Origin of the sequence: Coprobacillus cateniformis, assembly GCF_009767585.1 — a bacterium.
GTDB classification, from domain to species: domain Bacteria; phylum Bacillota_I; class Bacilli_A; order Erysipelotrichales; family Coprobacillaceae; genus Coprobacillus; species Coprobacillus cateniformis.
On the sequence record NZ_WSNW01000001.1, the window covers coordinates 1,777,194 to 1,792,275 of the forward strand.

At 30.9% G+C, this 15,082-nt stretch carries 14 protein-coding genes; 9 read left to right on the forward strand and 5 right to left on the reverse strand.

Translation table 11 applies throughout. The features are described from left to right. Positions 1-21: 21 nt before the first annotated feature. The 5 genes from GQF29_RS08865 to thiD all read left to right on the forward strand — a co-directional run bounded on the left by GQF29_RS08865 (position 22) and on the right by thiD (position 4,631). Positions 22-1,509 carry an ABC transporter substrate-binding protein gene (locus GQF29_RS08865; RefSeq protein ID WP_236916409.1) on the forward strand — a complete coding sequence of 496 codons (1,488 nt, stop codon included), beginning with the start codon at positions 22-24 and terminating at the stop codon, positions 1,507-1,509. Between the two features lie 232 nt (positions 1,510-1,741). Next, positions 1,742-2,566 carry a hydroxyethylthiazole kinase gene (thiM, locus tag GQF29_RS08870; RefSeq protein ID WP_054325169.1) on the forward strand — a complete coding sequence of 275 codons (825 nt, stop codon included), beginning with the start codon at positions 1,742-1,744 and terminating at the stop codon, positions 2,564-2,566. Then, complete coding sequence (thiE, locus tag GQF29_RS08875; RefSeq protein WP_008788925.1) at positions 2,553-3,206, forward strand: thiamine phosphate synthase; 654 nt, start codon at positions 2,553-2,555, stop codon at positions 3,204-3,206. The genes thiM and thiE overlap by 14 nt, the downstream gene beginning before the upstream one ends. Further along, positions 3,199-3,843: an HAD family hydrolase gene (locus GQF29_RS08880; RefSeq protein ID WP_160340796.1), complete on the forward strand. Its 645-nt coding sequence runs from the start codon at positions 3,199-3,201 to the stop codon at positions 3,841-3,843. The genes thiE and GQF29_RS08880 overlap by 8 nt, the downstream gene beginning before the upstream one ends. Beyond that, positions 3,840-4,631 (forward strand): bifunctional hydroxymethylpyrimidine kinase/phosphomethylpyrimidine kinase, encoded by a 792-nt coding sequence (gene thiD / locus GQF29_RS08885; RefSeq protein WP_117598837.1) that lies wholly within the window; start codon positions 3,840-3,842, stop codon positions 4,629-4,631. Before GQF29_RS08880 ends, thiD begins: the two co-directional genes overlap by 4 nt. 90 nt (positions 4,632-4,721) lie before the next feature. Here thiD and GQF29_RS08890 read toward each other — a convergent pair whose 3' ends face one another. Both GQF29_RS08890 and GQF29_RS08895 read right to left on the reverse strand, forming a co-directional pair. After that, positions 4,722-6,644: a putative bifunctional diguanylate cyclase/phosphodiesterase gene (locus GQF29_RS08890; RefSeq protein ID WP_008788922.1), complete on the reverse strand. Its 1,923-nt coding sequence runs from the start codon at positions 6,642-6,644 to the stop codon at positions 4,722-4,724. A 71-nt stretch (positions 6,645-6,715) separates the two neighbouring features. Further along, positions 6,716-7,747, reverse strand: a complete 1,032-nt coding sequence (locus tag GQF29_RS08895; protein ID WP_008788921.1) for a lactonase family protein — start codon at positions 7,745-7,747, stop codon at positions 6,716-6,718. A gap of 104 nt (positions 7,748-7,851) precedes the next feature. Between GQF29_RS08895 and GQF29_RS08900 the strand changes: the two genes are divergently transcribed. The 4 genes from GQF29_RS08900 to GQF29_RS08915 all read left to right on the forward strand — a co-directional run bounded on the left by GQF29_RS08900 (position 7,852) and on the right by GQF29_RS08915 (position 11,762). Beyond that, positions 7,852-8,343, forward strand: coding sequence for an Lrp/AsnC family transcriptional regulator (locus GQF29_RS08900; RefSeq protein WP_008788920.1), 492 nt, complete (start codon positions 7,852-7,854; stop codon positions 8,341-8,343). Further along, a complete protein-coding gene (locus GQF29_RS08905) occupies positions 8,343-9,515 on the forward strand; it encodes an aminotransferase class I/II-fold pyridoxal phosphate-dependent enzyme (protein WP_117598839.1) in 1,173 nt (390 codons plus the stop codon). The genes GQF29_RS08900 and GQF29_RS08905 overlap by 1 nt, the downstream gene beginning before the upstream one ends. A 76-nt stretch (positions 9,516-9,591) precedes the next feature. Continuing rightward, a complete protein-coding gene (locus GQF29_RS08910) occupies positions 9,592-10,293 on the forward strand; it encodes a GTP pyrophosphokinase (protein WP_008788918.1) in 702 nt (233 codons plus the stop codon). Positions 10,294-10,388: 95 nt separating this feature from the next. After that, positions 10,389-11,762: a [FeFe] hydrogenase, group A gene (locus GQF29_RS08915; RefSeq protein ID WP_008788917.1), complete on the forward strand. Its 1,374-nt coding sequence runs from the start codon at positions 10,389-10,391 to the stop codon at positions 11,760-11,762. A 92-nt stretch (positions 11,763-11,854) separates the two neighbouring features. Here GQF29_RS08915 and GQF29_RS08920 read toward each other — a convergent pair whose 3' ends face one another. From GQF29_RS08920 to tgt, 3 genes are read right to left on the reverse strand one after another with little or no spacing between them, the layout of a single operon-like run. Beyond that, entirely contained in the window at positions 11,855-12,445 is a 591-nt protein-coding gene (locus tag GQF29_RS08920; protein WP_236916410.1) for an epoxyqueuosine reductase QueH, read from the reverse strand. Positions 12,446-12,483: 38 nt separating this feature from the next. Next, on the reverse strand, positions 12,484-13,509 hold the full coding sequence (queA, locus tag GQF29_RS08925; RefSeq protein ID WP_008788915.1) for a tRNA preQ1(34) S-adenosylmethionine ribosyltransferase-isomerase QueA: 1,026 nt from the start codon (positions 13,507-13,509) through the stop codon (positions 12,484-12,486). A 2-nt stretch (positions 13,510-13,511) separates the two neighbouring features. Beyond that, positions 13,512-14,645 (reverse strand): tRNA guanosine(34) transglycosylase Tgt, encoded by a 1,134-nt coding sequence (tgt, locus tag GQF29_RS08930; protein WP_008788914.1) that lies wholly within the window; start codon positions 14,643-14,645, stop codon positions 13,512-13,514. Between the last annotated feature and the right edge of the window lie 437 nt (positions 14,646-15,082).

Here is a 15,082-nt window from a genome sequence, read left to right on the forward strand (position 1 = left end):
TATAGTATTGAGGAGAAAATTATGAATCAACAAAAAATAAAGTGGGATAAAAAATATATTCTTATTGTTTTCATTGGTTTATGTCTAGTTATAACGTTTCTTATCTTTAATAATAGAGAGAAATCGAATACACTTATATTTGAAGGTTCTCCTGAATATATAAAGAAGAGCGATGAACAAAAGAAACAATTAACAATAGGAGTCACAAATCCCCCTCAAGAATCAAAAAGTTATCTTGGTCAAGATCAAACCTCTCGACTTACAAAACGTCTTGTTTATGAACCTATAGTTTATATAAAAAAAGATTTATCAATAGAGTTTATGTTAGCAGATAAAATTATCTTTTCAAAGGATGGGTTAGAAGCAAAGGTTGAATTAAATAAAAAAGCAAAGTTTTCTAATGGTGATGTTGTTAATGCTGAAACAGTTAAAAAATCTTATTTAGAATTGAATAAAACAACGAGTCAATATTCTCAAAAGGATATATGTAAAACTATAAAAGGAATGGAAGATTATCAATTAGGAAAAAATAATGATATTTCAGGCATCATTATAGATAATGAGTATGAACTTACTTTTCAATTTAACAGTTGTTCAATTCTTAATATCCAGGGATTATCTATTCCAATATTTAAAACAGTTGAAAATAGTAAGTGGGCTATAGGAACTGGAGAATATGCTTTTGAAAAATATTCTCATAATAAATCTATAGAGCTAAAAAAGAATTTATATAAACATACTTCAAAATATGCTTTTGAAAAAATAATTATTAAAGGAACTTCTACTATAGAAAGAAAAAATGAAGTAGATAAATTTAATTTAGATATATGTGAAGTCTCTTTAACCAGTCACATAAATGATATAAAAGAAGCAAAATATCATAATGTTTATGAAGTTAATGAAGCATTTCATCTCAATTATCTAGAATTCAATCTAAATGATAAAGTAGGAGAGAATAAAGATATAAGAAAAACAATTTATTATTCAATTAATAAATCTGATTTGCAACAAGGATTTGATAAGAATGAAAGAATGAATAATTGTCAATTGTCTTCACTAAATAATGAGAAATCTCTGGAAACTTATGATTTAGATATTGCAAAAAAAGCATACCGTAATGTCAAAAATATAAAAGAAATTGAGTATTATACCTTAGGAGATACAGTATCAGCTTTAAGATATGATATGATGAATAAAAATCTTAAAGAAGTTGGATTAAATCTTAAAAAGACTTCTCAATATGATGCTACACTTCGATATACTACTCATCAATTGACTTCACCTATTTTAGATTTTGAAGAGAGTATTATGAATTCCTCATTAAAAGAAAGTTATCAGACATTTATACAAAGTTCATATCAGAACAATTGTCAAAATATACTTAAAGACTTCGAAGACTATTGTCATAATGAATATGTTACAGTTCCTATTTCTACAGTTGCATATGGATTAGCTATTTCAAGTGATGTAGACCAAGATAATGTTAGAGATTTAATGATAAACAGTTAAATCTGTCTTTTGATGAGAATATTTAGTTTACTGTTGTTTTTCATTGACGATAAAATAGTCAAGTGTTATGATAAAAATATCAAGAACGGGAGCTTATAAATAGGCTGAGAGGGAGTTGTGAACTTCGACCGCACCTGATTTGGGTAATGCCAACGGAGGGATATAAACTTAAAAATGAAGTGATATACCGTTGTTTGGCATATCACTTTTTATATTATAAGGAGAGAAAATAATGTTTGAAAAAATTATAAAAAATGTTAAAGAACAAAATCCTTTGGTTCATTGTATAACAAATAGTGTTACAATGAATGATTGTGCAAATGCTTTATTAGCAGTACATGGAAGTCCTATTATGGCAGATGAGCAACAAGAAGTAGAAGATATCACATCAATCTCTCAAGCTCTTGTCATTAATATTGGAACACTTAACGAGAGAACAGTAGAGGCGATGATTAAAGCGGGAAAAAAGGCAAATGAACTTGGACATCCTGTCGTATTAGATCCAGTTGGAGCAGGTGCAAGTCAATTTCGAACGGAGACTACATTTCGTCTACTCAAAGAAGTGAAATTGAGTGTGATTAGAGGAAATATATCAGAAATGAAGACTGTTTATTCAGGAACGGGAACGACAAAAGGTGTAGATGCAGATATTAATGATATTGTTAGTGATGATAATTTAATGCAGACAATAAGTTTTGCTAAAGAGTTAAGTCAAAAAACAGAGGCAATTATTGTAATCACAGGACCTATTGATATTATAACTGATTCTAAGAATACTTATATCATTAAAAATGGGTGCCCAGAAATGTCTCAAATTACAGGAACTGGTTGTATGTTGAGTGCGATATTAGGTGCATATATAGCAGTTAATCAAGATAATTTATTAGATGCGGTTAGTTGTGCAGTTGCTATCATGGGATATAGTGGTGAACTTGCTAAACAAAAAATTGTTAAGGAAAATAGTGGGACAGGAAGTTTACGAGTTTATCTCATTGATGCTCTAAGTATGATGAATAGTCAATTGTTGAATGGAGGCATACAAATTGAAAAAAGATAAGCAGGCAATAAGAAAAGCTATGCAATTGTATTTAGTTACAGATCGTTATTGGTTAGGAAAGCATACACTTTGTGAAGATGTCGAAAAGGCTGTTCAAGCAGGTGTGACATGTGTACAGCTGCGTGAAAAAAAACTTAATAATCATGAGTTTATAAGGGAAGCAGGATATTTAAAATATCTCTGTATAAAGTATGCAATTCCATTTATTATTAATGATAATGTTGATGTCATGTTGGCTGTAGATGCAGATGGAGTACATGTTGGGCAAAGCGATATGAAAGCTCACAATGTGAGACAGTTAATAGGTGAAAATAAAATTCTAGGTGTTTCTGTACAAAGTGTTGAGCAAGCTTTAGAGGCACAAGGAGCTGGTGCAGACTATTTAGGAGTAGGAGCGGTTTTTCATACAGGTACAAAGAAAGATGCTGTAGATGTTGATATTCAGACATTAAAAGATATTTGTAATGCTGTTCAAATACCAGTAGTAGCTATTGGAGGTATTGGTTATCAAAATATATTGGAATTAAAAGATAGTGGTATTGCTGGTGTTGCAGTTATCAGTGCAATTCTAGCGCAAAAAGATATTCATAAAGCTACACAATGTCTTAAAGAAATATGTCAGGGGCTTTTTAATGATTAAGGGGTACATATTTGATTTGGATGGAACACTTTTAGATTCTCTAAATGTTTGGGATAATGTAGGGAATCGCTATCTACAAAGTATTGGGATTCAAGGGTCAGATGATTTAGATTCTCTTATGGAACATATGTCTTTACAAGAAGCAGCCCTATATATGAAAAATACATTTGTTTTAACACAATCTGTTAATGAAGTTGCTTTAGGAATAACCTATATTATTGAAGAAGCATATGAAAAATCTATTCCATTAAAAATAGGAGCACGAAAAGTTATAGAAAAATGTTTTGATAAGAATTATCAAATTGTTGCATTCACTGCTGGTTCCGTTGAACTTGCAACAAAAGCTCTCATGCGATTGAATCTTTTCCACTATTTCCAGAATATTTATTCGTGTCAAACTTGTGGATATAATAAAACAGAGATCGAAAGTTATTTAACTCTTGTAAAAAGTATGAATTTAAAAGTGAAAGAATGTGTCGTTGTAGAAGATGCATTATATGCAATTGAGACAGCAGTAAATGCAGGTTGTTATGTAAAAGCAATTTATGATCAGGCTAATCAAAAAGATTGGGACAAGATATGTGGAATTGCTCATGAACATTATGAATCATTTATAGAGATGGAGGATAGAATATGAATACTGTTTTGACTATTGCTGGGACTGATCCTACAGGGGGAGCAGGTGTTCAGGCGGACTTGAAGACATTTATGGCACATAACGTGTATGGGATGAGTATTATAACCGCTCTTGTTGCTCAAAATACACTAGGTGTTAAAGATATTATGAATGTAACTCCAGATTTTCTGGAGGAACAATTTGACTGCGTTTTTAACGATATTTTTCCAGATGCATTGAAAATAGGAATGGTGTCAGAAACAGAATTAATACATACAATTGTTAAGAAATTAAAACAATATCATGCGAGACATATTGTTGTTGACCCTGTTATGGTTTCCACTAGTGGATCCCGATTAATTGAAGATAGTGCTCTTGATGCATTAAAATATGAACTGATACCTTTGTCTGAAATTATTACACCTAATATACCAGAAGCAGAAGTTCTTACTGGGAAGAAGATAAAAAGTAAAGAAGATATGATTCGTGCTGCACAAGATATTCGTCAATGGTATCAAGGAGATATTTTGATTAAAGGTGGCCATTTTGAAGATCGAGCTGATGACTTGTTATATCATAATAATGAAAAAATATGGTTAGAATGTGAACATATAGATAATCCAAATACACATGGAACTGGATGTACTTTATCTAGTGCTATTGCAAGTCATTTAGCTTCTGGATATGATATGATTACAAGTGTTCGAAAAGCAAAAGATTATATTAGTGGGGCCTTAAAAGCAAATCTTGATTTAGGGCATGGAAGTGGACCATTAAATCATTGTTGGAATTTGAAGCAAAAGAGATAGTTTATTTTTCTCAATAGGGAATAAAAAAGAAGATGAAATACACTTAATTATCAATAAAGGTATTTCATCTTTTATTTATAATAAATATGATTAAGTATTATGTTTTAGGAATTCAATAACATCTTTTTCAGGCATAGGCTTGGCATAATAGAAGCCTTGTACAAAATCTATTTGACAATCTTTTACAAACTGATTTTGTTCTTTCGTTTCGACACCCTCTGCAACAACAGAACAACCTAAATCTTGAAAAGAACGTGTTATGTTTTTAACAAGACCAGCTGACTTTTCATTATCCATAGCAGCTAATATTAAACTTCTATCAAGTTTGATAGTACCAAATGGAATACCAATAACTGTTGCAATATTAGAGTAGCCTGTTCCAAAATCATCTAAACCCATACGAATTCCTTTTTGGGCTACATAATTTGCAAAATGAGTAACAACTTCTACATTTTTAGCTATTGTGCTTTCAGTAAATTCTATTTTTATTTTTGATAAAGGGATATGATGTGATTCTATAATCTCAATGACTTTATTTGATAAGTTTGATTCATTAAATTGATAAGCTGAAAAATTAACATGTACAGATTTTATATGAATATTTTCTTTTGATAAATGATTTATAAATTCACATGCTTTTTCAAGAATCTGATAAGTTATTTCTATAATAAGACCAGTTTCTTCAGCAATTGGAATAAATTCATTAGGATATAATGGACCCAATGATGAGTTTGGAATTCTCACTAGAGATTCAGCAAAATCATACTTACCAGTTTTTAAATCAATAATAGGTTGATAATAGAGTTCAAAACTCTGTTTGGCTATTTTATCCTTTAATATCTCAATAATTCTCTCTCTTCTATTGATACTGTTCATAATATTTTCATCACAGTAATGGACTTGCTTCGATGAATCACGTTTAGCTTGAATAACAGCATATTCTACAGCATTCAATATCTTTTCGGCTGTTGTAGCACTTTGAGGATAAGTTGCAACTCCAGCAACAGTGGAAACATAAAAACTATAATCTTGAATTATCCAGGGAGAGATTGTTTTTTTATCAAGTAGATCAATAATTTGTTTTACCAAATGACGTTGTTCATGTTGAATTAAAATAGCAAATTCATCACCATTAAAACGATAAACACTATTTAATGGTGCAATGGAAGATAAAAACTCTGAAAATTTAACTAATAATTCGTTTCCCATAGCATGTCCATATGATTCATTAATCTTCTTAAAATCTCTAAGAGAAATAACAAGCAAAACAAATGGATCATGACCATATTTTTCAATTAATATTTCCATCATTTGAAATAGTTCAGAACGATTAGGTAAATTTGTTAAAGAATCTAAGGTTAATTGCTTATTTTGCAAATGAAGATAAATAATTAATAAAGCCATAGTAGCTGCTGTTCCAGAGAGGATAATATTTGGATAAATTTGTTGAATAACAATAACAGCAACTGCAATAAGTGGAAAGACACTAAGTATCTTGTAAATATGATAATTTATTTTTTTCTTATTGATAATCACAATGATAAGACAAAACAAACAGTATAAGTAAAATAACAAGTAAGTTATAAAAATAAATGAACCCTGATTGTAAACACCTTCAGATGATAAACTAAACAATATATGTGAAAAAGGATTGGAAAGGACAATAAGGATATAAATAAGTCCAGGCAAGGTTCCTAACCACATTATTTTTGATAGTTTTGTATGATTGTAAATAAGAGTTGATGAATATAAGAAATAAATCATTCCCATTAAAGGGGTGAAGATAAAGTAAATAGTCGTCACAAGTTCTATCATCCAAATTGGAAAAATTTGAGTATAAGTCAACATACAAGTTGATAGAATATTAGTAGATATAGCGAGAAATGTGACTAAAAAACAGGCCTGAAATAACTGATTTGTTAACGTTGGTAAATTGCTTCCTTTTCTAGAGTAAGACCATATAATAAGAAGAATGATAATTGATATACATTCAGGTATAATATTCCAATACAAGATATCCCTCCTTGTCATTTAAGATATTCAAACTATAAAAACCCTTCTTAATGCTAAGAAGAGTCTATCTGTTATTCAAATGCTATACAAACAGGTGCAGGTAAATCTATTGTTGAGTCGCTCATAAGTAATTTTTCATTATCTTCATCAAAGGTTAATACTTGTAATTGATTATCACCTTGACAGCCAACAATTAAGAACTGATCATTAATAATATGAAAATCTCTAGGACCTTTACCAGTATGAACCATATACAATAATGATATTTTACCAGATTCTTTATTGACACGATACATCGCAATACTATCATGACCGCGATTAGATACAAATAAATGTTCACCAGTTGATGTCATACGAATAGCAGATGCACTTGAGAACCCCTTGAAATGTCTAGGAATACAATGAATAGCTTGAATAAGACTAAAACGGCCTTCAGAGTATTTAAAAACCATAATATTATTCGCAATTTCATTCACAAGATAAGCAAAACGACCATCATATGAAAAAATCATGTGACGTGGTCCAGAACCAGGAATAACATTGAGAGTATAATCAGCATCTTCTAATAATACCCCTTGATGAAAGCGATACATAACAACTTTATCTGCACCTAAGTCTACAGAATATACAAATTGTTTATCTGGTGTAATACCAACATAATGAGCATGGGGTCCAGTTTGCCTTTTTAAAAGATCAGGTCCAAGTCCTTTATGTCTTACAGCAGAAATTTTCTGAGTTATTGTTTTGTTATCTAATTGATAAGAAGCTGTTGCACCAATATGATAATTTGCTGCAAAAATATAACGGAGAGTATCATCAACACATAAATGTGTATAAGATCTTCCACTAGAATTATAATTATTATTAAGAATTAATTCATCTTTATAAATTGAGAAACTCCCTAATCCTCCACCATCATTCAATGAACTGGCATTTTTATATGCAACATATAGAACATGATCTTTAGTTATCATATACGAAGGGTAATCCTGCGTGACTATCTGCTGAACACGTTGCATCTCAAGTGTCTCTTCATTAAGTCTCATGATATAAATTCCCTTATCATTATTTTTTCCATAACTGGCAACATAGAATGTTTTCATAAGTAAACCCCTTTCATAAATCTATTTTAACACAATAATATTCTATTTACTAATATAAAAAAATGTACTACAATAAATATAATATAAAAGAAGGAGTGATCGTTATGGAAGATAAGTTATTACTAAGTTTGTTACAGAAAAATGCAAGGATGAAAATTACTGATCTAGCGGCCGCCTTAGAAGAAACGAAAGATAATGTTATTGATAGATTAACAGAATTAGAAAAAGAAAAAGTCATTTGTGGATATCATACAATTGTTAATTGGGATTTAACTCATGCTGAAATTGTCACTGCCTTGATTCAAATCAATGCAAATCCAGAAAGAGAGTATGGTTATGATAGAATCGCAAGTCGTATTTATAAATTTGATGAAGTCGATACAATGTATCTCTTAAGTGGTAGTTTTGAATTTGTAGCTATAGTCAAAGGGAAAACAATGCAGGAAGTTGCTCACTTTGTAGCAAGTAAATTAGCATGTTTAGATGGTGTGACAGGGACATCAACATTCTTTGTATTAAAACAATATAAAAATAATGGTGTTGTTTTAATTGAAGATGAAGATGGTTCTAATGATAGATTGGTGGTGACTCCATAATGGATTATGAAAATATGTTGAGTGACCGTGTTAAACTTATTAAGCCTAGTGGAATTAGAAAATTCTTTGATTTGGCCTCACAAATGGAGGGAGTTATTTCTCTTGGAGTTGGGGAACCAGATTTTACAACACCTTGGGCAATTAGAGAAGCAGCAATATATTCTATTGAAAAAGGACGTACTTTTTACACTGCTAATCGTGGTTTATTAGAATTACGTAAAGAAATATGTAATTACTATAAAAAAAGATTTCAGGTATCATATCATCCTGAAAAAGAATGTATTGTCACTGTGGGTGGATCTGAGGGAATAGATATTGCTATTCGTTCAATTATTAATCCAGGTGATGAAATGATTGTTTTAGATCCAGGCTATGTTGCTTATGCCCCAGGTGTTGAATTGGCAGGTGGAGTTCCAGTTGCTATCAATCTTCGTCATGAAGATCAATTTAAATTGACTCCTGATTTATTAAAGGCTGCTATAACTCCAAAGACAAAAGCAATTTTGTTAAACTATCCGTCTAATCCAACTGGTGGATTTATGACAAAAGAGGATTATGAAAAGATAGTTCCTATCCTAAAAGAGACTGGAATTATTATTCTATCTGATGAAATTTATGCAGAAATAAGTTATGAAGAGGAATTTTGTTCAATTGCATCATTTGATGAAATTAAAGATCAAGTAATTATTGTCAGTGGTTTTTCAAAGGCACATGCTATGACAGGGTGGCGTTTAGGTTATATTCTTTCCAATTCGGTTTTGTCTAGTGCTATGTGCAAGATTCATCAATATGTTATTATGTCAGCCCCATCACCAGCACAATATGGTGCCATTGAAGGTTTAAGACACTGTCAGGAAGAAGTTATGAAAATGCGTGATTCATATAGAACAAGAAGAAATTTTCTTGTGAAAACATTTAATGATATGGGATTAGAAACATTTAAGCCATTAGGTGCATTCTATGTTTTCCCATGCATTCAATCAACAGGACTATCTTCAGATGAGTTTTGTGAAAAACTCTTAGAAGATCAAAAGGTAGCATGTGTACCAGGAACAGCATTTGGACCAGCTGGTGAAGGATTCATTCGTGTTTCATATGCTTATAGTATTGAGGAACTAAAAATCGCAACAGAGAAAATAAAAATATTTGTTGATAAAATAAAGAGTCGTTAGACTCTTTTCTTGCTTTTCAATCAGTTCACCATGAGTTCATCTCGATTGTATTAAATAGTGGTAAGGAGATTGTGAAATGTTGAAGAAAGATAAAATAAGATTATTGGATAATAAGAGATTAAAAAAGAATATTCTTAATCAAGTTGTTAAAAATCCAATTTTGGAAAATGTTAATAGTTTATTACGTATGGAGCAGCTTTATGAAGCTGGGATTAAAGAAATTCGAACAAAATTGGAGATACTAGATTCTGAATTCAAGGTGAAATATGATCATAATCCTATTCATCATATTGAGTCTAGATTAAAAAAGCCAGAAAGTATTATAAAAAAGGCGATAGATAAAGATGTGACATTGACTGAAAAAGAAATTATGCGTCATATACATGATATTGCTGGAATTCGTGTGATATGTAATTATATAGATGATGTCTATGTTGTGGCTCAATTATTGATTAATCAAGATGATATTAAGCTTATCAAGATAAAAGATTATATTCAAAATCCAAAAGATAATGGTTATAGAAGTTTGCATTTAGTGTTAGAGGTGCCTATATTTTTAGCTGAAGGTGTACAGCCTATTCATGTAGAAGTTCAATTAAGAACAATAGCTATGGACTTCTGGGCTTCATTAGAACATAAATTAAAATATAAAACTGATAATAATGTTCCTGAAGATATCAAAAAAGAATTAATCCAGTGTGCAATGTCTATATCAGAGTTAGATTATAAAATGCAAAGTATACACAATCGTCTGAATAATGATTCAGAGATTCAATAAACTGAGATATCATTATAGATATCTCTTTTGTTTGACAATATTTTCCATGATGATATAATAATAGTAACGATTACTATTTAAGAGGAGGATAATGTATGAGCAAACATTTAGGAATGGATATTCGTGTACCCATAGAATGTGATAATCCATCAATTCAAAGAGATGAAGAAAAATGTATTAAGTGTGGTCAATGTAAGAATATCTGTCAAGATTATATTGGGGTTCATGGAACGTATAGCTTAGAAGATACATTAGATAGAGCAGTATGTATCAATTGTGGACAATGTGCAAATGTATGTCCAGTCTCAAGTATTCATGAAACTTATGAATATCCTTTCATTCAAGAAGACATGAAAAATTCTGATAAAATTATTATCTTTAACACATCACCATCAGTAAGAATTGCCTTAGGAGAAGAGTTTGGTATGGAAGATGGAACTTTTGTAGAAGGTAAAATGATTGCTTTATTAAGAAAACTAGGAGCTAAATATGTTTTAGATACAAATTTCTCAGCTGACTTAACTATTCTTGAAGAAGGTACAGAATTAATACGTCGCCTAACAAAGCAAACTAAGCCTTTACCGCAATTCACAAGTTGTTGCCCAGCTTGGGTAAAATATTTAGAAATTTATCATCCAGAAATGCGTAATCATCTTTCAACTGCTAAGAGTCCAATTGGTATGCAAGGGCCCACAGTAAAAACTTATTTTGCTAAAAAAATGAACATAGATCCAACTCAAATTGTTAATATAGCTGTTACACCTTGTACAGCCAAAAAATATGAAATCAAAAGAGAAGAGATGTGTGATGCTGGGAAATATTTAGGAATTGATAATATGCGTGATATGGATTATGTGATTACGACAAGAGAACTCGCAAAGTGGGCTAAAGAGGAAAATATTGATTTTACATCTTTAAAAGATTCAAAGTTTGATTCACTAATGGGTGAAGCAAGTGGAGCTGGTGTTATTTTTGGAAACTCAGGTGGAGTTATGGAAGCAGCACTTCGTACTGCTTATGAAATAATGACAGGTGAATCAGCTCCAATCAATTTGCTTACATATACGCCTGTAAGGGGATTGGATGATGTTAAAGAAGCAAGTGTAGATATGAATGGTATAACAGTAAATATTGCAGTGATTTTTGGTACAAAAAATGCAAGTCAATTTATTGAAAAGATGAAGACTGCTGATAAAAAGTATCACTTTGTTGAAGTTATGACATGTCCAGGTGGTTGTATTGGTGGTGGTGGTCAACCAAAAGATACGAAATATCAGGGCGATCTCCTTCGCGCAAAAAGAATTGCAGGACTTTATAACAGAGACCAATCAATGAATTTAAGAAAAAGTCATGATAATCCTGAAATTCAACAGTTATATAAGGATTTCTATCAAGAACCAATGAGTGATTTAGCAGAAAACATGCTACATACAACTTATATAGATAGAAGTAAGGAATTAGGAAAATAAAAAATGTATGAGTCTCTATTATAATTCTCTATAAAGAACAAAAGGAAGAACTCAATCTATTTATCATAGATTTAATTCTTCCTTTTCAAATACTATTTTTGTTTTTCTCTTTTTAACATTTCTTCATAACTAAACATACAGCCACAGTAATTTTGTCGATACATTTCATACTCTTTTGTCATTTGAGTTGATTTAAGATAACCATTATTTTTCTTGAAATCAGCATATAAGAACTTTGGTGTAGAACTTTGCCAGGCATCTCCAATTTCATTAATCCATTGACTATTTTTATGTGGAGATATACTCAAGACAGTTGTCCAATAATCATAATGATTTATTTTTGCATAATCAAATGTTCTACGCATTCTTAAACTATAACATAGTCTACATCTCATACTTCCCTCAGGTAATTCTTTAAGTGGATAAAGATGAGAAACCCATTCGGGATGATTGTAAGGATCTTCGATAACTTGAATATTATGCTTGAAATCTTGATTAAATCTCTTTATAAAATGTAAAAGTTCCTGATATCTTCTTTGATATTCATCAATAGGGTAAATATTTGAATTAGAATAATAAATAGTTATATGAAAATATTCAGATAATTCTTTAATGACATAACTTGAACAAGGACCACAACATACATGAAGCAATAGAGATGGTTTTGTATCTCCAATCTTCATTAATTCTTCTTGAAGCTTTAAATCATAGTTTATTTTCATTATTGAATAAACATACAATCACCAAATGAGAAGAAACGATATTTTTCTTCAACTGCATGATGATAAGCCTTTAATATAAATTCTTTATTGGCAAAAGCACTCACTAACATCACAAGGGTAGATTTAGGTAAGTGAAAATTTGTAATTAAAGCATCAATAGCTTCAAATTGATAGCCTGGATAAATAAAGATATCAGTACTTTCCTGAGTTGCTTTAAATTGTCCATATTTCTTAAAATTTGCTTCAAGTGTTCTTGTAGATGTTGTACCAACACTTATAATACGCTGACCATTTGCTTTGGCATTGTTTAATTGTTGTGCAACATCTTCATCAATCATGTAAAATTCACTATGCATGTGATGTTCTAAAACATCATCTACTTTAACAGGTCTAAATGTTCCTAACCCTACATGAAGAGTCACATCTAAAATCTTTACACCTTTTGCTTTGACTTTATCAATAATATCATCAGTAAAATGTAAACCAGCTGTTGGAGCAGCAGCACTTCCTTCAATCTTTGCATAGACAGTTTGATAACGCTCCTGATCTTCAAGTTTTTCCTTGATATAAGGAGGAAGAGGCATTGTTCCAAGAGTATCTAAAATCTCATAAAAGATACCTTCATAAATCATTTCAAAGTGACGTATTCCTTCATCACCAATATGAATACATTTTGCTTTTAAAGAACCGTCACCAAAAGTAATAATAGTATCAATTTTTACAATTCTTGCATTACCTACGAGACATTCCCAAACGTCATTACCTAAATCCTTAAGTAACAAAACTTCAACATGTCCATTGGTCTCTTCTTTTGTTCCATAGAGTCTTGCAGGAATAACCTTTGTATTATTTCTGACTAAGATATCTCCTTCATATAAATAATCAAGAATATCATAAAAATGTTTATCTTCAATTGTTTCATTCTTTCTATCTAATACCATCAAACGAGAAGTATCTCTCTTTTTTAAGGGAGTTTGTGCAATTAATTCTTCAGGTAAATGATAATCAAATTCACTTAATTTCATATTTAAAATGCCCTCTCATATACATCTCTACCATAATGATCTAAGAATTCTTCTTTAAAGTCTAATAAACGATCCTCTTGAATTGCATTTCTAATATCTTCACTTAATTGTAATAAGAATGCAACATTATGGATAGAGAGTAAACTCTTTCCAAATATTTCATCACATTTATGTAAATGTCTCAAATAAGCACGTGTATAGTTACGACAAGTATAACAATGGCATTTATCATCTATAGGCGTAAAGTCATATTTAAACTTCTCATTATTAATATTCATTCTTCCATAATGTGTCATTAATGCACCATGTCTCGCCACTCTGGTTGGTAAAACACAGTCAAACATATCAATGCCTCGCATAGCACCTTCTATGAGGTCAATGGGATTTCCTACTCCCATTAAGTAACGTGGTTTATCTACAGGTAGCCATTGAATCGCATCATCAATCATTTTATACATGACATCCTTAGGCTCACCAACACTGGTTCCTCCAATAGAATAACCTGGAAAATCCATTTTCACTAATTCTTTCGCACTGAATTCTCTTAAATCTTCAAATTCTCCACCTTGAACAATTCCAAACAACGCTTGATCATCTCTTTGGTGAGCATCTTTACCACGTTTTGCCCAACGAAGGGTTCTTTCAACACTGTTTTTCATATAGTCATGTGTACAAGGATAAGGAGCGCATTCATCAAAACTCATAATAATATCTGCACCTAAATCATTTTGAATTTGAATAGCTTTTTCAGGGGATAGAAATAATTTCTTTCCATCAACAATACTTTTAAAGGTAACACCTTCTTCTTCTATCTTTCTTGTTTTTCCTAAAGAAAAAACTTGAAAGCCTCCACTATCCGTTAAGATAGGTCCATCATAATTCATAAATTTATGTAAACCACCAGCCTGTTTGACAACATCTTCACCAGGTCTTAACCATAAATGATAAGTATTAGAAAGAATCACTTGTGAGTTCATTTCTTTTAATTGTTCAGGCGAGATACCTTTGACTGTAGCCAATGTTCCAACGGGCATAAACATAGGTGTTTCTACATCTCCATGAGGGGTATGCAAGATACCATATCTTGCTCCACTTTGCTTACATACATGTTTTAATTCATACCAAAAACCTTCCATTTTTTCACCTCTTTTTTAGCACTACTCATTATACATGAAAGTTGTTATAAGTTCAAATTTTATCTGTTATTTATATTTGCTTAAAACATATTCTATGGTGTATAACATTAGGTGATAGGATGACAGATTATTAAATGTTAATGATTATGAATAGTGTTGTTGAATGACTTCTTGAAATAATCAACAAGTCAAATAAATAACGAAACCTTAGGATACTGTTTATTAGCAATACCTTTTACATTTTAGGCAGAATCAATGTCAATAAGTTGTGTAAGAAAAAACATGAATTTATATGATAAAATAACTTGTTGAGTGAATATATAAATTATTATTTGTGAAAGCGCTTGACAAAGGATGAGATGATATTCTATACTAGGATTAGAAAGAAAACCTTGTAACAGGCTGTTACAAGAAAAGAGTATGTTACTGGAATGCAG